This is a genomic window from Paenibacillus sp. FSL R7-0128 (assembly GCF_038002245.1).
GTDB classification, from domain to species: Bacteria; Bacillota; Bacilli; order Paenibacillales; family Paenibacillaceae; genus Paenibacillus_AQ; species Paenibacillus_AQ silagei.
Genome location: NZ_JBBOCD010000001.1, coordinates 2,938,474 through 2,957,963, shown reverse-complemented (window position 1 = coordinate 2,957,963; position 19,490 = coordinate 2,938,474). Strand labels below are relative to the sequence as shown.

Sequence of the window (19,490 nt, the reverse complement as noted above, 5' to 3'; positions counted from 1 at the left end):
ATGAAGAAGATTATGCTGGTGGATGATGAGATCCTGATCCGCGAGAATATCAGGGAATGTATCGATTGGGAGAAGGAGGGCTTCCTCTATTGCGGTGACGCTCCCGACGGTGAGCTGGCGCTGCCTATTATTGAAGCGCAGCTGCCCGACATTCTGATTACCGATATCAAAATGCCGTTCATGAACGGCCTGGAGCTTACCTCTGTCGTCCGCCAGAAATTCCCGCAGATCAAAATCATCATTCTCAGCGGCCATGATGACTTCCAGTATGCCCAGCAGGCGCTGCGCCTGGGGGTCGAGGATTACTGCCTGAAGCCGTTCAGCGCAGCCGACCTGCTGCAGCTTCTGCGCAGCGTCAGCGCCCGGATTGATGAGGAATTACGGATCAGGCACAAATATGCCTACACCCCCGAGAATCTGTTCGCCGATCTGTGCGGAGGCCTGATCAGCACCGCTGCCGCCTATGAAGCGGCGGCCCAGCTTGAGCTGCAGTTAACAGCTCCTTACTACGCCGCCGCTATATTTACTCTGCATCCGCCCAATATGGAGGAGTCCCCGGAGCTTCCCCCCGCTTCACCGGATGCTGAGGCGCTGTTAGCAGGCCTGCTCAAGGAGGCGGCCGACAGCTTCATCTACAAGCGCAGCCGCATGGAGATGGTTCTGATCTATAAAGGCAGTGATCCGCTCCGGATGAACCATACTCTGGATGACCTGTGCACGGCTGCGAAGAAGCGGCTGAGGGAAGGCTGCGGGCTGGAGCTGTCCGTCAGCCGGGGCAAGGTCTGCGAACGTCTTCAGGGCATTCACCTCTCCTATCTGGAGGCTGAGAATGACCGGATGTTCAAGCAGATGTCCAGAATGCATTCCGCCGCTATGCTTGAGGCGTATTATGATCCTAGCGCCCATGGGGTTCTGCTCGACAGAAGCCGGCTGGTCCAGTTCCTGAAGTCAGGCGACCACAGGCAGATGTCCGGCTTCCTGCTGGAGCTGTCCAAGGAGCTTGAGCAGATGAACTGGAACTCAGGATATGCCTGTTACCTGATGAACGATATCACCCTGGAGCTGGTGCAGACGGCGAAAAACGGGTTCCGCACAGCCGCGGGCCACGCCGGCATACTCCAAGAATTGCAGACAGAGCTGAAGCAAATCTCGAGTAGTGATGACGGCCTTCAGTATCTCAAGCAGCTGTACGAGCGGCTGTGGGAATGGCGGTCCGAAGGAGCAGACAAGCACCGTGAGCTGATCGACCGGGTGAAGCAGTATATCCGTGAGCAATACGACAAGGAGCAGCTCTCCCTGAATGACATCTCCAAGGTGGTCAGGGTCAGTCCCAGCCATCTGAGCAAGACCTTCAGTCAGGCGACCGGGCAGACCATCACGGAATTCCTGACGGCTACACGTATGGACCGGGCCAAGGAGCTGCTGAAATCCACGGGGCACAAAACCTTTGAAATCGCCTATCTGGTCGGCTACAATGATCAGCATTATTTCTCCAATCTGTTCAAAAAAGTAACGGGGATGACGCCCATGGAATTCCGCAGGCAGGGAAATACCGGGGAGCAGCTGCACACGATCCGCAGAGGGGCGGGACATGCGTGAGCGTAAACAGGCTTAGGGGATGGTCCGTGGTTCTCCTGCTGCTGACGGCAGGCTTCCTGCTTGGCGGCTGTCTTAAGGCAGCCGGAGCAGCGGATATTTCTGAGAAGACAACGGGAGATTCTCCGTTAAGTGCAGGTGAAGAACCTCCGCTGACCTTCGGCATTATCTACCCTATGGTGAATGCCACTTACGAGATGATCACCGGAAAAGCGGAAGCGGTAGCGCGGAAGCATAATGTAGAGCTGCTGGTGCAAGCTCCCGATGAAGCCAATCTGGAGCAGCAGATCCGCATCATGGAGATGATGATTAAGCGGGGGGTAGACGGCATTGCGATTGCTCCGGTGGATTCGCAGGCGCTCACTGCCATGATTAACAAAGCGGCCACCCAAGGAATTCCTGTGGTCTGCTTCGAATCGGATTCGCCTGCCAGCCGGAGAGCAGCCTATATCGGGGCGGATAACCGGGCAACCGGCGCAGTGATGGGACAGACGGTGGAACGTCTGCTAAGCGGCAAAGGAATGATTCTGGTGGAGTCCGGAATGTCCCGGATGCAGAGCACCCGGGAACGACTGCTGGGACTTGAGACTTACCTGACTCAGCATACGGACATTGATGTACTGGAGATCCGTCACAACGACGGCAGTGAGGAGCGGGCTGCCGGGCAGCTGGAGCAGATGATCTCGGATCATCCCCATTTCAGCGCGCTGGTGAATCTGGATTTCGTCTCCAGCACCAGCTCTGTCCTGGTCTGGAAGGCCAAGGGGCTGAAGCGTTATAACCTCGCCCTCGGCCTGACCCCGGCCTTGCAGCAAGCGCTGGATAACGGCCAGATTACCCGCGTAATCTCACAGAACGAGCAGAACTGGGGCGAGGATATTATCAACACACTGCTTCTACAGGCCAAAAGTGTAGACACAGCCAAATGGATCAACACGGATATTGCGATTATTGGGGAGTAGCCATTAATAAGACCCGGCGCTCAGCTTCAGAATCGTGCCGGTGGAAGCCGGAAGGACGTCGGCATAGCTCCCCAGTCCGAAATAGAAATCGCCACCCTGTTCCTCGAAGGAACGGGCGAACGTGTCCCGGCTGAAGTGGAAGACTTCACTCCAGCCTTCCCCGCCGGCTGCGAAGCTGGAGGTGCTTTTGCGGTAGACGTAATTCGTATATTGTCCCGAGGCTTCCTTGACATAACCGAGCACATATATCGTCTCCCCGCGCTCCAGAATATCCATAGGCACTACAGCAGAGTCAGGCAACAGCTCCTTGCGCACATTCTGGAAGTTGGCTGCTGCCGAGTACAGCCCTTGCGGGATAGATTGATGGTCGTTATAGATCACACCCGGAATATAGAGCAGCCGGTCGTTCACCGGGGTCGTACGCAGGAGCTTCAGCCAAGGCTGGCCGCTGACGCCGGGAACATTCACTTCACCCGCTTTGATAACGAAGCTGAGACCCGGGAACAGTTGGGTACTGGTAAACGTCAGCTTGGAGGTCTGAATTCCCCCGCTTGTGCTCTGCTTGATGGAGGTCATATACCCCTTCTCATTTGGAATCCCCTGGGTCTTCCCTGCCGTGGCTGAGGACGCATACAGTGTATCGCCCAGCTCGAACAGATTGTAGGCACGCATAATACCGTATTGGGAGACCGTGCCGAAGCGGGTCCAGGTCGCTCCCCTGTTCGAAGATACGTAAATCAAGGGCCCTTCGTTAGCGCCGAGTGCTGCGTAAAGCTTGCCTTTGTAGTAGGCCATATCGTACACATGGATGCCTCCGGGAATGTTCATGTATTGATCCCAGTGATCCCCGTTCAGCCGATAAAAATTCCCGTAAGCCCACCCCGGTACTCTGGAGTCATGCCCGGGAATATACAGCTCCCCGTTCAGCACCTTGAAGGTATCGATCTGCTCATCCATGACATAGACATTGGTGGTCACCTTGCCTGTCGCCGGGTTCGTATACGTAACATCCTGCACAGAGAATTTATTCTGGGCAAGATCCCAGTAATAGATTGGAACCGGCCCCGCATTGGACGAAGGCGCATTGTTGCTGCTGTTGCCGTGGCCCAGATAGATTTTGCCGCCAAAAAGCTGCATGTCCCAGACATTACGCGCATAAGCCGCTTTCTTGAACGGGCTGCCCAGCACTGTAATGGAAGAACTGACGTCCACAGCAGCCAGAGCCGCTGCCCCTGTCCCGATCACCTGTCCACTCTGGACAGGCGAAGCCAGTGCCTGCTCCCCTCCCGCATATGATACAGCACCCAGCAGCATAAGCCCCGCACACAATCGGCTTATATGTTTTATTACTCCATGCATAGTAAATCCTCCTAATCTTTGGAATGAAGCAATGATAAACTAATTATTTGTAAAAAAGAAGATGTAGAGGAAATATTAGTACTTCCGGTATAACAGCAAGGTAAACGCGTAGCGGCAGGTCTGGGCGGGAAGACCCAGAATAGGTGGGATGCGGGATGCTATGTGGAAGACCCAGAGATAGGCAGGATACGCGATGTTTATTAGGCAGGCTGAATAGTTGAGTAATGACAGGGAACAAGGTAGCGGGTGTGGCTCATCGGATACAGGAAGTAACCGGCTCCAACGTACAGCTTCGAGCAGTATACAGTTGGAAAAACGTATCTTAATCCACCAGTGTACATTTTCCAACTAGTTCCAGTTCCAATTCCGGTTCCGGTAGCTTCGGTTTTCCGGGCAGGATTACACGGGAGAATTACTTTAACTAATGGCTTGCTGAGGGGTTACTTCACCCCGATTAGGAGGCAAGTTGGAGGCTTAATTGCAATTCGTACAACTAAATCGTCCGATGTGCCGCCAAATCCCCGTTTAGATGTAGTTCGTGCAATTAAAATGCCCCTATACCTGGATTTTCGCCCATCCGGGCAAATGTAGTTGCACAAAATACAATTAGAAGAGGATGTACATCCGTTTCACTGGTTTTAGTTGCACAGAATACACTTATCCCTGTTTTTTCCTACAAACGCAGTTTCATCCCTTACCGCTTTGTTGGAATGAAATCACTTGTTTAATTCTGATGGTCTACTAGGTTGTCCGTCGGGTAGGTATGACGAGGGATTGCACTTGGTACGTGGAAGTTTATATTACTCAAAAATCCCTCCGGCCAGCCAGCATCCGGCCCATCTTCCGATGGGTGGACGCTCGCGGCCGTGAGGGTTATATAATGTGATTCTATGCTTTACCTGCAGGGTGTTACTTCTTTACTTCTTCAATATCCGGAAGATCATGACAGCAGCTTCCGCCCGCGTGGCTGTTCCGGTGGGATGAAGGGATTTCCCGTCTCCCCGGACAATTCCCCCTTGGACCAGTGCCGCTACACTATCAATGGCATACTTCGCCACCTTCATTCTATCTGTGTAGCCGGCCAGGTCTCCGGCACTGCCGCCGGCAGATAATTTGTTCACCACCTTCAAGGCTCTGGCTGCAATCACCATCATATCCTGCCGCGAGATTTCGCCCTTCGGATTGAAGCTGCTGCCATCTGTTCCATTGATAATCCCCAGCTGCTTCGCAATACCGAGCGCTTCATAATAGTAGGCTCCCTGGCTTACGTCTGCAAAGCCGGAACCGGATTCCGCTTCGAGACCCAATGCTCTCACTACCAGCAGCACAAAGTCCGCTCTCGTAATGTTCTTCTCCGGGCTGAAGGTGGCCGCAGAGGTTCCTTGGATGATGCCCAGACTGTACAGTGTGTCAATCGCCTCCGAAGCCCAGCTGTATTTGGCACCTACATCTTTGAACGGGCTGCTTGGCACTGGTGTCTGCGTAGGTGCTGGTGTCTGTGACGCAGCCGGTGTACCTGTTGCTCCCGGCGTCGATGTTGGTGTCGGTGTTGGCGTAGCTGTTGATGTTGGTACTGACGTTGGTACTGACGTCGGTACTGGCGTCGGCGTAGGTGTTGGTCTTGTTGTTGGTGTTGGCGTCGGCTCAGACGGACCGCCACTGTCTTTTAGCGTAGTTACAGAGAGGGCAGGACCATTCTTGCTCCAGTTCCCGGCTTCATCCCCGGCCTGCACCGAGAAATGATACTCTGTTCCCGCAGCAAGCCCGGTTACCTCGTACCGCAGTTCTGTTCCAGACAACGCAGCGATTTCCTCTGCTCCCCTATAGACTTTGTAGCCGGTCACTCCCTTATCGTCAGCAGCCTGCGTCCAGGTTAGTGTCAGACCGGATGCTGTGATCCGTGAGGCTTCAAGCTTGCTTCCCTCCATCCAGACCGGAGGTGTGGTGTCGGTAGCAGGCAGTGTCGTTGCTGACACAGAAGGCCCACCCTCGCTCCAATTGCCGCCCGTGTCTCCAGCTTCTACTTTGAACGTATACTGCTTACCCGGCTGTAATCCCGTTACTTGATGACTGTATACAGCACCGGTTACGGTCTCCGTATACACAGCATCTGTAACCGTAATCGGCTTATCTCCGGTTCCATTCGTAATCCGGTACCCGTAGATGCCGCTGTCATCTGTGGCCGTAGCCGACCAGGTCAGCGTCAGTCCGCTACTCGTGATACCGGAAGCGGCAAGCGTGCTTCCTTCCGCCCAGACCGGCGGCGTGATGTCTTCACCAGGAAGGGTGGTCACTATAACGTACGGTCCGTCCTTACTCCAGTTCCCCGCTGCATCGCCTGCCTCTACCTTGAAGGTATATGACGTGTTCGGCAGCAGTCCAGCTACCTCATAACGATATACGGCTCCGGTTGCGGTCTCCACCGGTTCGATACCGGTTACAAGCACCGGCTCGGAATCGATCCCGTTGTAGATGCGGTATCCGGTAACACCCAGATTATCCATTGCAGCCGGCCACGATAAGGTAACCCCTGTAGGCGTAATACCGGTGGCTTCAAGCTTGCTTCCCTCAGCCCACACAGGCGGAGCTGCATCTCCCTTGCCGCTGAGAGTAAGGTTGCCGAACACCTCTGTTGATTTCGCAGCCCGGCCCAGCAGATCATTCCAGGTGGCTACGCCGATCAGATTGGACCCGGTTGCATTGTTCACCTGCGCATCGAACCGGATCTGTGTTCCGTTCTCCGGCCTCAGTGTGCGGAATGGAATCTTCATCTCCACCGTATAAGCCGTCCCTTCGGTTACCGCCGCCGATTCAAATCCCGGTGAGACCGCCGGTGTCGAATTACTGAGGAACTTGAAGGACTGCTCTCCGGCATAGTTGACCCGGTATTGCCCGTCATCCTCGCGGTACGGCCAGGCGTTGATACGGTCTCCGTCCACATAAGCTTCCACGGAGTCCTGCTTCGTCTTATCCGTGCTGGCTTTGCTTAACTGCGTATCTTTGACCTGGAACAGCACATAGAGATTCTCTTCATCCCACAGCGTCCGGGCGGTTCCTGTGGTCTCCGCTGTCGCCATCAGATGATTGTCAATCCGGATCTCCGGCGCATTCGCCCAGAGGTCGTCTATGCTTCCATCAATGTCAGGGGTACCATACAGCGCCGTAGAGCTCTTAGTCTCTGGAGTCACATAGAGCGGATGCCCGGCCAGATACTTCTCAGGATCAAGGATGGCATAATACGCCGGCTTCGGTGCCAGCGAGCTGATGAACGGCAACGGATTCTGGCCTGCTCTCCAGCTCGCGCTGTCTGCATATCCCCAAAGGGTGACACGCGCGATTACATCCGCATGCTTCTTGTAGATCTGGAACAATTGGGCATACAGGTTCGCCTGCTTCTCTGCCCACTCTGCTGAGAGGGAATAATTCATGCCTGCCAGCACATCCAGCTCGCTGATGGAGAGCTCCACACCCAGGGAAGCATATTTCTCAATCGCCGCTTCCACATTGTCAGGCTTGGTTCTCATGTCGTAGTGGGACTGCAGCCCGATGCCGTCAACCAGCAGCTTGCCGGGATGGGCCAGCGCATAACGGTCATTGATCTCTTTGACCATGTCATAGATGGCATCCCGCTTCTCCGGGAAATCATCGTTGAAATCATTGTAATACAGCTTGATATTCCACGACGGATGCTCATCTAGCACTTCCCTGGCGGCAAGGAATGCCTGCTCTACAAAGTCAGGGCCGACAGAATAGTACCAAGGGGACTTACGCAGCGCATCCTTCCAGTCCGTTACGGCCGGAGGACCATCCTGCATCGCCTCATTGACCACATCCCAGGAGATCACCGAATCCTTGTAATGCTCCATGACCGTACGGATATGGGTTTTCATATTTGCCAGTGCCTCACTGCGGCTGAGATAGACCGGATTCCCCGTCCCATCCTTCACGGCATTGCCTAAGGCATCCACCTGCTGCGTGAACCACGCCGGAGTCTGGCTATGCCATACCAGCACATGCCCATGGACCTCCGCCCCCATCGCCCGGGATTTGGCAACCATATCGTCTGATTTGTTGAAGGTAAAAGTGCCTTTGGTCTTCTGCAGCGCGTCCGGCTTCATCTCGTTCTCGAAGGTCACGGCATTGAAGTGATAATTGAAGAACGCATTCTGTCCGTTACCCGGATTAAGATCATTCGTGCCGGGTATATTGCCGAGCAGGAAGTCGTTCTTATACACTTCTTGGAGCGGAAGAATGCTCTCCAGACCAGTGTCTGTGAAGCTGAAATCATCGATATAGTAAGATGCATTAGTGCTATTAGGGCTCTCTACATATAAAGTGACATCATCATGCAGATAACGGTAGGTTCCCTCCAGCTTCACCCAGTCTCCGCCTGCACTGACTGTCTGTGTAGCCAGACTGACATAGTACGGCGTAGGTGCATTGACCTGTGCCGTCAGCTTGAGCTGTGCGCTTGCCGGGCTGATCAGCTTAACCCATACCGCCGCTTTGTACTCGTTGCCGATGGTGACGGCATCCTTGACCTGGACCGCAGGTCCGTCCGGGTTAGCCGCTCTGCCTGTGACCTTCAGGGCATAAGCGCCGCCCGTGGTGTGGTTAGCTTCCTTGGTAAGCTCCAGCTTCACGCCAGCACTTCCCTTCGGCTGGAAGCCTTGCATGGTCCCATCCTCGAAATCTCTTACCGCCTTCATCCCCGCTGCAATAGTGAACGGGCTGACCTTTACACTGACACTTCCCTTAGTTACAGTCAGCGTGAATCCGCCTCCCTGGAGAGTAATAGCGGTCTTCACTCCCAGTTGCTTCAGCGCTTCATTGCCATCCAGAATCGCCTGCGCTTTGGCCATCAGCTTAGTGTTATCTTCACCCTCCACTGCATTAGGAACGGTAATCCGGTTGCCAATCAAGGCCGCCGCTTCCTCTACAGCCTGCTGATCTGCAGTAATTTCCCCCGTCTCTCCCAGGGTCTTCACCAGGGTAACCCCCGAGAAGGTGACTTTGAAGTCCGTTACTGCGCTGGTATTGGTTCCGTACAACTGCACCTTGGCATCCTTGAAGAATTCCGGGGTATACGTTGACGGATTCCCCATCGCCAGCCAGGAAGCACCACTGTTTGTGGAGAAATAGCCTTGCACCACATTGCCTTCTTTTACAATCCGCAAGAAATAGTTCATGCCGCTCAGATTCGTCTGATTCGTATTGTTGGTGAAGGGCTGAGTACCTATCAACCCCGAATTATTCACTTTGATATTGGAGCTTACCTTTCTGGCATTGATTCTGTAAAATTCACCGTTTGTAATCCGGCTGATGCCAAGTCCTACTTGGGAATTCTCACCCACCGACGAGTCATTAAGCGGTTTGTCTACCGTAAGCTTTGCTGTAAGTGTCCAGTTACCTTCGGCCGAACCCGGCATCTGCAGCATATTATGGCTGCCCGGATAGTCCGTATCGCTCTTCAAGGTCTGGATGGCCGCACCCTCAGCACTATAGCTAAGTGCGTTCAGCGGATCAGCCGGATTCACGACCTCCCAGCCTGCCGGAAGTCCATTCGAGAAATCAACCACCTCGTTCGTACTGAAGAGGATTTTATAAGTCTTGATCTGTTCTCCTTTGACGAACCGGACCACTGCCGTGCCCTGCGCACTGTCCGCCTGCGAGATACTCACAAGCTCAGCCGGATCGCTGGTTACCGCTGTAACCTTCGGAATGGCGTTCCCGGTGACTGTATATTTATATTCATGCTTCGCTTCGTCAAAATCAGACGGCTGAACGCCATCAATAAAGAGGTTGTGCGACACGACCGCCTCAGGAGTAAGCGACATTTGGTCAGCATACAGGATGTTCGCATCCTTCGCATACACCGCCAGGACCACCTTCGCTGTGCCTGCGGGTTCCTCATACGTGAATGGCTGATTAGGCGTCTCATGCCAGTCTGCCACCTTCACATCCACGGGCTGGAAGGAGCTTAAGCTAAGCGGCCCGCCCTCAAGAATGCGTCCGACGAACTTGCCGCCCGCCCAGTATGCAGGATCACCGGCTTCACGGGCGGCGTACGGTTCAGGCATATCGCGGCCATTGATCGGAGTCATTCCGAGCTGATTCCCGTTCCCGTCGTAATACACCAGCGCCGCTTCGACATCACCCGGATGCTCTGCAGCAACATCATAGCTGTCCGGGCGGCTCATCATCGAGAGGAAGTAGCCCTTGAAGTTATAGCTCTCTCCCTTGTTCAGCTTACCGGTAACATCCTGCCACATTCCATCATACTGCTGCGCAGCGTCGATGCGGCCAGCAAGCTTGCTGGAACCGGCAACCTTCGAGGTCGAGCTGTTCTTCAAGTAACGTGACAGCCCCGAATAGCTTTGTATGGTATCCGCCGTTAACACTGGTCCTGCAGCAGCAGGCTCAAAGGTTCCCTTGTTGTAACGTCCGGCAGACCAGTTGTCTGTATTGGAAGCGGTTGCCGTATCAAAATCCCCGTTGAGCAGCAGATTGCCCGGAATGGATACTGTAGAATTGTTGGCGGCAGTACTCCAGTCGGAATCGCCTGCTCCGAACAGGAAGCGGTCAACGGTGATCGTACCCGCAGTCCCATTCGGTTCGGCCACGATATACAGATCCTTATGGCCGTAAGCACTAAGATCGCCTGTATCGACCATGTCCTGGAATTTGCCGTAGCTGTCATTGGCCGGTACCGGAATCTCTGCGACCCGCGTACCTTGGGACAGGATATCGGCGCTGCTGCCGGCAGGGGTTCCCACCGGAAGCACATAAGCAGCAAGCTTGCCTCCCTGCGCCGACTTCGTCTGGGCGGTAAGATACAGCAAGTGTCTGCGGACCACACCGCCGTTCGCCGAGCCGTCTGCAAAATTCACATTGTTGTAAGCGAGATAACCGCCTGCACCCAGTGTCACTGCCTCATTGGCACGGCCTGCTTGGCCTGCACTGTCGCCGGGCACACTGTTGTCATTCCCCTCTGCTTCCAGCGTGGAGAAGATATCGCGCTCCCCGTCCAGCCCCTGATAAGTGGCAAAGGTTCCCTTGGACGGAACAACCGTCACAACGCTGGCGGGCGGAATATTAATGACGAATTTGCCGCCCGATACAGGAATCGTACCCAGCTTCTTCTGGTTCTCGCTTCCCGAGGTGCGGAATACCGTCACACTATCTGTTCCTGCCGGGAAGTCCTTCAGATTGAATTCCAGCGGCTGAACGCTGTCATCATTGTTGGCATTGGATATCGTCATCGAGAAATCACCCGTAGCCGGATTCTTGAAGCCGACCACATTCAGATCAGGCGCCGGTACGCGTGTAACCTCAAAGCGCACATCGCCGGGATTCATGAACCGGGAGAAATGCCCGTAGCTGTAAAAGCGCTTGAACAACCGGTATTCCCCCGTCAGTGTGCTGATCCGTCCCGGCTCCTGCTGGGAGTTGGTCGTCACGAAGCGGATCAGGTCAGAGCCGTCCGCGCCGTTGCTGTCCCACATGCTCCACCAGACAAAGCCGGTGAAGCCCGGGTTGCTGGTGAACATATTGGTCATCAGATTGGACCAGCGTACGGCGTCATTGATATTCTGATTGCCGTAGCGCTGCGTATACGCTCCAGCCGAACCGTCAGCGGTGTCCTGGTTCATGAATTCTGCCTGCCAGAGCTTATACTTAGTAAGATATTCGGGATACTTGCTTCCATCCTTGGTATAATCCAGAGGATTCTTGGAGAAATCCCCGGTGTGGTACAGCTTGTTCTCATCCGTACCGATGCCAACTGTACCGTAGAGATGGGTAGTGAATACATCGAGATAGGGATTCTTGTCGAGCGCATTATCCGGGTCCGTCTGCGAGAACACCTCGCCGCCTCTGCTTAAGGAAGCGCCCAGATTGGTGCCGTCCACTGCGGCTAGCTGGGGAATGAAGTCAATGAGCTTGCCTTCCGGGTTCTTAATATCATAGAGGTCGCCGCCAGGCTGCATCGATTTTTTCAAAGCAGGTCCGATGTAACCGTTAATCAGTTCCGTAACGTAAGCAGCTGAGCCGCCCGCCAGATCGACTTCGTTGAAGGGATTGATGTGGGTAACCGGAATCCCATACTGCTCCCACATGCCGCGGATATAATTGACAAGATAATCTGCATAGGCCTGATAGTATATTTTTACCGGTTTTCCGCCAATGGTGGCGATGTCGCCACGGACAATTTTGCTGGGAGAATTGGTGTTGGACTGGCTCATCCAGTAGGGTACGGTCCAGGTGCAGGCGTAGAATTGCTTGACGCCATACTGCTGTGCCTGGCGCATGGTCCAGACCTGATCGATATCGAACAGCTCTTTGCGGGTACGCGGGGAATTCTTGATGACTACAGGCTGTTCACCGGGCTTACTGAGGAGATTGGTCGGGCCGCCGTCGTCATTGCCGATCGGCTGATTCCAGGAGGGATAATCCCATACAAAGTCTTGCACAGGTACAAGCGTTCCAGGAGCATGCTCCGGTTCAACCGGCCAGATGCTGTCGGTATTGCCGTCGTAATAGCGGTTCTCCGCTTCGATCTTGTAGCCGTATTGTCCTGCTGTTCCACGCATGGGAATGGCATTCCCCTCGATGTCAAAGCCGGGATTATTCACATCGGCCAGGAGACTGGTGAGCGGGTTGAACCCCGGGCTTGCCGCAGTAGCCCCGGAAGTCGTCAGGCCGCCGTTGTCACCGATGATCACCCGGACAATGTCGTGACCTGTACCCTTCTGTTCACTGAAGGTCAGATCCAGCAGATGCCGGACCGTATCCTGATGGCCGGCCGAAGCGAGCTGCAGCATATGGACGGAATCCGTATACGCATAGGCGGCTCCTACACCATCCATCGTCTGATAGCTCTTGTACCAATCGGCGGTTACCTGTGCCGGAGCAATAGCAGCCTGCATGGCAGCAGCCGGAGCAGCTTGAAGCGGGTTAGAGAATGGCATAGGGGTAATGACGGATAGCAGCAGCACACCAGCCATTGAAACTGAGAGTGCCTTTCTCCTGATCTTTTTACTCATCCTAGAGATTCCTCCTCTTGTATGCGCTTACATTGTTTTGCCTGGTAATATCCTAACAAATCAGATTGTACATTTATAGAAGAAGGATGCACGATTCATTTTAAAATAACACTATTCTCTTTCAAATTTAAACGATGACCCGAAAGCACCAAAAATCCCGGCCTGTAAACGCACTATACAAGCTGCGATTTACAGGCCGGGATGCTGAGTCTATCTGCGGTTAAGTCATAAATGCTGCGACTGTATTCTACTGGGCAAGAACTTCCTCAGCCAAGGCGGGATCTACTTCAATGTCATAGATTGCATCCGTTACTGAGCTTTTGCTACTTCCGAGTGTGGCTACGAAGGTAGTTACACTAAGAGCCGGGAGTTGGGCAGTGAAGGCACCATTCGACACATTAATGGCTGATCCGGCGGCTACCTTGCGGCTGGCGTCTGTGGTCCATGGGGACACACTCGATGCGGAGCCATTTTGCAGGACGAACCGCTGGCTAACCGCCGAATTGCTTTTATTAATAGCGACAATCACTGCCTTGTTACTGCCCTTGTAAGCCGAGACATAGACATTGGTGTTAGGGTTCTTCGTAGCATCAACTCTTACATAACCCGGGCGGACGAACTTGGAGAACTGGGCCATGCTGTCCCCGCGCTTACTGATACTGCCGTCTTCATTCATCGGGCTGTATTGGCGGCGGATATACCACCATACATAAGCCTGGAAATCCCCTTCCACCAGCGCATTGTGCATATGGTAGGCTACTTCCAGCGCTTCCGGCCACAGGTTGGCCGAGTTGTTATTGCTGTTCGGATAATAGACCTCGGTCATCCACAGCTCTTTGCCTGCACCCTTCTGCTTGAAGAGCGGATAAGCGAAGTTGTTCACCTGAGTTCCATACAAATGTGCCCCCAGAATGTCCATATTGGCCAGCGCCTGGGAGTCATTCAGAATCGGATCGGACATATTCTTCAGATATTGGAAGGACTCCGGAGCAATGACCCGGCAGTTAATGGAACCGGCATAATTTTTCATAAAGTTCAGCATTTCGGCAGGTGTCCACCAGGTCCAGGTCTCGGCATAGTCCGGCTCGTTCTGCACCGAGATCGCATACAGGTTAACCCCGTTATTCTTCATGTACGTCACGAAGTCATTCAGATGCTGGGCGTATGCGCCGTACTGGTTATATTTGAGACGCTTGGCTGAGGTATTCCCGTTGCGGTTGAAGGTCTCCGTCATGCTGCTAGGCGGATTCCACGGCGAAGCAAAAACGATGGCTCCTTTGGCAACGGCTGCCTTGGCCGTATCCAGCTCCTTATACCAGTTGTTCTTGTTCTCGTCCACAGAGATTCTCAGAATGGAGAATCCCAACTGGTTCGCCCCGTTCCCGAAGGCGGTCTCCCGCTGCGCGGCGGTCAGATCCCCGATCCAGTTCGGATGGTTAATGCCGCCGAACCCGCGGATCACCTGCTTCTGGGCGGACAGATTGACCGTCACATCGCTGGCTGCTGAAACTTTGGGTGGCGGTGGCACCACCAGCATAGACAACATAGTTACCGTTGCCAGCAAGGTACATAGTGATTTTTTAAACGTTGATTTCATTGCTTCATCTCCTTATTATATGATTTCTGCACAACATTCCTGCCGAATTCTGCCTCTGGTCGCACCTCCTGTCTAATCGAAGCGGCAGCTGTACCCTGTACAGGCTTGTCCTTTTCCCTTGCAACACTTGCAAGCGCTTCCTATTCCTGTATTATATTAAATAGTTGATATGTCGTCGTTGCATATCAGCGATACTATATTGCGCGGATACCGATAATCCTTATATATCCAATTAAAGGAATGGATGCCATGGAGCAGCTTGCCCAGTATGTGTTCACCCCGATCCCCGAAGAAATGATCTGCTTCCACAAATCAACCACCACGGAGCAGCTCAGCCCGGCTCAGCCTTACCACAGGCACGATGCCTACGAAATCTACCTGTTCCTGAGAGGCAATACCTATATGTATGTGGAGCAGTCCTGCTACAAGCTCTCCCCCGGCGATCTGATTCTGATCCGGCCAGGTGAGATGCACCGCTGTGTCTGTGCCGACAACCAGACCTATGAACGGATCGGGCTGAACCTGCGAAGATCCGCCCTGCGGCGGCTATCCAGCAGCCGCACGAACCTGTTGGCCTGCTTCAACGCCTTTCCCTCGGGGCTGAACACGCTGATCCGGCTCTCCCGCGACCAGTGCGCCTTCTATTCCAGACTGGCGGACCAATTGATCTATAGCCTTCACTCCGAGGAGTACGGACAGGATCTGCTGGCCGATTCCTATGCCACCCGGCTGCTTGTATTCATCAACACTCTGCAGCAGTCCTCCGCCGCTTTGCCGCATAATCTCATGCCGGAGCTTGTCCGCCAGACGATGGCTTACATCGAGGAGCATCTGCTCGAACCGATCTATTCCGCCCAGCTGGAGCAGGAATTTCATTACAGCGGCAAATATATAAGCCAGCAGTTCAAAGAGCACACGGGACTTACCGTCCGCTCCTATATCGTTAACAAGCGCGTCTCCCTGGCCATGAGTCACCTTACCTCCGGCAAGAGTGTCGCGGCCGCCTGCGAGCTGTCCGGCTTCAGCGATTACGCCAACTTCATCCGCAGCTTCACCAAGGTGGCCGGTATGTCCCCGGGCAGGTACCGGGCTGGTATGCTGCCGTAAGTGCCCGGGCATTCTTTTGAAAAAGGTAACGTTAATTATAGCTGTCTTTTCACCTTACGTTCGACGTAATGTGTGATACTGTATCGTTAGGGTGTATTCGTAGAAGACGGTTCCACTGAAATTCAAGGAAATGCAGTGCAGACGATGGGCATGAAATTTACGATAGCTTAATTGGAGCTGTCCCTGAAGCCATGAAACGGTTGCTTGGGATAGCTCTTTATGCTGGAGTAGATTCAGTGTAAGCATTTGGGGGAGTGGAACCGCTCCCTGCGCGCCAGCAAATGTATGCTGTTTTTCGCATACATTCAGGCCTCACGCCTGCGCGTCAGCAAATGTATGCTGTTTTTCGCATACATTCAGGCCTCACGCCTGCGCGCCAGCAAAATGTATGCTGTTTTTCGCATACATTCAGGCCTCACGCCTGCGCGTCAGCAAATGTATCTCCACAGCCCCCTAAAGAAGTTGGAGTCCTCCCCCACAAAAATGTAGACTAGATATAGGAGGAGGATGAACGGTATGGGACACTTAACAGGAACAAGAGAGAAGGCAGCGCAAGAGGTGTTGTCTGGCATTAAGGCAGCGGTGGTTGCCCGCAAGTATGGGGTGACCCCATCGACAGTGAATCAGTGGGTGAGGGACTACCGAGAGGCCCATGGGGAACAAGATCATCCGTATCCCCAGGAGCAGGTGGAGGAACTGAAGCGCCTCCTGGACGTGGAGCAGAAATACGAGAAGGCCGTCAAGATCCTCGGCGAAAAGGAGTTAGAGATCGAGATTCTGCGTGAACTGCTAAAAAAGCCAACCCCTGCTTATCCGAAAAAATCGAGGTAGCCGACATGTTCATTAAGCAGGGGAATACCGCAGCGTTGGTACTACGTCTCGTGGGGCTAGCAGAGTCTACGTATTACGACCGTAAGAAACGCAAGAAGCAGGATGCACAGGCCGTACCCCAGGGGCGCGGAAGACCCGTACCCGGCTATTCCCTGACCGAGTCTGGAGAGAAGATTAGCGACGAGGAAATCCAGGAATGGCTGCTGGAATTAATCGCTGGAGAGGAGCACGTGTACGGGTACAAACTGCTGGCCAAGTGCTTGTGGAACCAGCACGGGCTGAGGCTCAATCACAAGAAAAGCTACCGGCTGTGTCAGGCGCTGGATATCCTACAGCCGCAGCGTCACAAGCGTTTTAAGCATCCTCGGAAGCTGCCGGAGAACCGGGTCATTACAGGGGCGGGTCAGCTCTGGCAGATGGACATTAAGTACGGTTACGTGGCGGGCCAGGGCAGGCATTTCTTTGTCCTGAGTATTATCGATGTCTTTACCCGTGTCATCGTCGGCTACCACCGCGGATCGTCGTGTGAGGCCAAGCACGCCTGCCAGACGCTAGGACGCGCCATGGAGCAACACTGCGCCCCTGACAGCGCACGCCCGGTGATCCGCACCGACAACGGTCCACAGTTCGTCAGCCACCTGTTTGGCGACATGTGTGAAAGCTGGGAAATGACCCATGAACGCATTCCGCCTCGAACGCCGGATTTAAATGCTTTTATTGAATCGTTCCACAGTAATATTGATCGGGATTTGTTCCGCAAAGAGGCCTTCGACACGTTCGAAGAGGCCTATGAAGCGGTGGACCGGTACATGGACTTTTACAACAATCGCAGAATGCATACGAGCCTTCGTAACATGCCGCCAGCTACCTTTGCGGAGTGGGTCCAGACTCTAGAAGACCGCTCCCGCTTCTTCTGGCCGAGAGAAAAAGCGAAATAAAGAGCATATCTACGACAAGTGCTGATTTTATACGGAGGACTCCGGGATAAGGGGGTCGCACCGGTATGCTGTTTTTCGCATACATATTTTCCACGATAAAAGAGGGGCTGTCCCAAAAGTAGATACTCCACTGGTGGGGAAAAATCCCATGCCTTCTTAAAAGATTAATTTGTAAGAAAGGGAGCGATTCTCCGTTATTGGAGGATCGCTCCCTTGTATTTCTGGTCATTCGCTGCTTGCTTCAGCAGGTTGTGAGCAAGCGAAAGCCAACCGACCTCTAGCGTCACTTTTTCCATGCCGCGAAGCAGAAAGCGCCGGAAGCCCCGGTTATTCTTTAATTGTCCAAATACACTTTCCGGCTCCGTCATTCGACGTACGGCCAATAGATAGCCTTCCTCGCTTCGGAGGATCTCTTTCGCCTGTTTCTGGTATCTAAGCCGCTCCAAACTGACTGCGATTTCCCGGTTTCCGCTTCCCTTCGTGCAGTTTTCTTTTAACGGACAACCTCCGCAGCTTTGACTTTGGTAATGACGCTTCTTAATTTCGTATCCACTCTCTGTGGTTTCCTTGCTCTCTCGTTGGAAATACAGCGGGTGTCCGGCTAAACACGTCCAGCGATCCTCGGATCCGTCGTAGGTCCAGTTCTCGATTTTTCCGACGTCGGCTTTCCAGGCTTTGCTCTTTTCTTTGTGGTAGGTGCTGTATTTCACGACGGCCTGTATCTCGCTCTTTTCCAGATAGGCGTAGTTTTCTTCACTTCCATAGCCGGCATCTGCAATGACCGTCTTTGGAAGTTTCCCGAGGAATTGCTTTGTTTTTGCCAGATGTGGTTCTAAACAGCGGGTGTCACCCGGTCTTTGATGGAGACTGTAGGTTAAAATAAATTGGTTTTCGGTCCCGATCTGTAGATTGTAACCTGGCTTCAGTTGGCCATTTCGCATGTGATCTTCTTTCATCCGCATAAACGTTGCCTCGGGATCGGTCTTGCTGAAACTGTTCCGGTCCCCAAGCAGCTTTTGATATTGTTCGTACTTCTGCAGTCGAGGGAGCAAATCCTTACGCAACTTCCGAACCGTCTTTTTTAGGGGCTTGTCTTTCGGTTTTTCGGCAAGCTGAGCTTCAAGCTTTTGCACGGCTTGTTCGAGTTTCTCACTGTCCATTTCCGAACCCGTGCTGAGTTCAGCCAGATCTTTGCCCTGATTCTCTTGTTCTTCCTGCTCTTCCGCTGCTTCAATGTCAGCGAATAGGGCCTGTACCTTATCTTGCAGTTTCGCTTTGTGTTTGCTGACCGCTTTGCTCCAGACAAAGGTGTAGCGATTGGCATTCGCTTCGATCTTAGTTCCGTCCACAAAATAATGCTCCAGAGACACGTATTTTTCGTCAGCCAGAAACTGAAGCACGGCGGTAAATACCGTTTCGAGGACATTTCTCATCCGCTGGGAACGGAAGCGATTCAGCGTGCGGAAGTCGGGTCGCTGCCGTCCGGCCAGCCACATGAAGGGAATGTTCTCCCGGACCGCTTTGGCGATTTGGCGAGACGAATAGATTCGCTGAGTGTAAGCGTAGATAATGACTTTGGTGAGCATTTTAGGATGGTAGCTGTCACGGCCGCCGCCGGGATAGGCCGCGTCAAAAATGGCGTTGTCCAGCCGATTGACGGCGGCATTCACGACGCGAACGAGGTGATTTTCCGGGATATCTTCTTCCAGATCCATTGGCAAGCAAAGTTGGTCCATGGTATATTGAATGTACAAAGAAACCTCTCCTTTGAAATGGTTGTGTGGTAACTCCATTTTAACAAAAGAGAGGTTTCTTTTTGTGATTTTAGAAAGATTTGAAAAACCTTTTCCCGCTTAAACAGCGGAGAGGACGGAACGATTGTGAAAAAGCGGCAGCGGTCGCCTTGGTCTCCGGATTTTCACCGCTAAGGGGAATGAAAAAAATCTGGAGACCACAGCGATTGGAACAACGGTCCGTTCGCGCAGCGTCCACCCAAGTGCTCACGTTGATCCTACTCCAAAATAAAGAGCTGTCCCAAGCAGCCATTTCATGGCTT

General features: G+C 53.4%; 9 protein-coding genes. 5 read left to right on the top strand and 4 right to left on the bottom strand.

The window, feature by feature from the left end:
- Both NST26_RS11905 and NST26_RS11900 read left to right on the top strand, forming a co-directional pair.
- Positions 1-1,599, top strand: coding sequence for a response regulator transcription factor (locus NST26_RS11905; RefSeq protein ID WP_340979203.1), 1,599 nt, complete (start codon positions 1-3; stop codon positions 1,597-1,599).
- Positions 1,596-2,558 carry a sugar ABC transporter substrate-binding protein gene (locus tag NST26_RS11900; protein WP_340979201.1) on the top strand — a complete coding sequence of 321 codons (963 nt, stop codon included), beginning with the start codon at positions 1,596-1,598 and terminating at the stop codon, positions 2,556-2,558. Before NST26_RS11905 ends, NST26_RS11900 begins: the two co-directional genes overlap by 4 nt.
- Positions 2,559-2,561: 3 nt before the next feature.
- Here NST26_RS11900 and NST26_RS11895 read toward each other — a convergent pair whose 3' ends face one another.
- From NST26_RS11895 to NST26_RS11885, 3 genes are all read right to left on the bottom strand, one after another.
- The gene (locus tag NST26_RS11895) at positions 2,562-3,917 is read right to left on the bottom strand and encodes a hypothetical protein (RefSeq protein WP_340979200.1); all 1,356 of its coding nucleotides are present in this window, start codon (positions 3,915-3,917) and stop codon (positions 2,562-2,564) included.
- A 917-nt stretch (positions 3,918-4,834) separates the two neighbouring features.
- Positions 4,835-12,961 carry an endo-1,4-beta-xylanase gene (locus tag NST26_RS11890; RefSeq protein WP_340979199.1) on the bottom strand — a complete coding sequence of 2,709 codons (8,127 nt, stop codon included), beginning with the start codon at positions 12,959-12,961 and terminating at the stop codon, positions 4,835-4,837.
- A 247-nt stretch (positions 12,962-13,208) separates the two neighbouring features.
- Positions 13,209-14,558 (bottom strand): glucuronoxylanase, encoded by a 1,350-nt coding sequence (locus NST26_RS11885; protein ID WP_340979198.1) that lies wholly within the window; start codon positions 14,556-14,558, stop codon positions 13,209-13,211.
- A gap of 249 nt (positions 14,559-14,807) precedes the next feature.
- Between NST26_RS11885 and NST26_RS11880 the strand changes: the two genes are divergently transcribed.
- From NST26_RS11880 to NST26_RS11870, 3 genes are all read left to right on the top strand, one after another.
- Positions 14,808-15,665 carry an AraC family transcriptional regulator gene (locus NST26_RS11880; RefSeq protein WP_340979197.1) on the top strand — a complete coding sequence of 286 codons (858 nt, stop codon included), beginning with the start codon at positions 14,808-14,810 and terminating at the stop codon, positions 15,663-15,665.
- Between the two features lie 516 nt (positions 15,666-16,181).
- On the top strand, positions 16,182-16,496 hold the full coding sequence (locus tag NST26_RS11875) for a helix-turn-helix domain-containing protein (protein ID WP_339313306.1): 315 nt from the start codon (positions 16,182-16,184) through the stop codon (positions 16,494-16,496).
- 5 nt (positions 16,497-16,501) lie between these two features.
- The gene (locus NST26_RS11870; protein ID WP_340979196.1) at positions 16,502-17,434 is read left to right on the top strand and encodes an IS3 family transposase; all 933 of its coding nucleotides are present in this window, start codon (positions 16,502-16,504) and stop codon (positions 17,432-17,434) included.
- A 194-nt stretch (positions 17,435-17,628) separates the two neighbouring features.
- On the opposite strand, the gene NST26_RS11865 is transcribed toward NST26_RS11870, so the two are convergent.
- Positions 17,629-19,188, bottom strand: a complete 1,560-nt coding sequence (locus tag NST26_RS11865) for an IS1182 family transposase (RefSeq protein ID WP_340979195.1) — start codon at positions 19,186-19,188, stop codon at positions 17,629-17,631.
- Positions 19,189-19,490 lie beyond the last annotated feature (302 nt).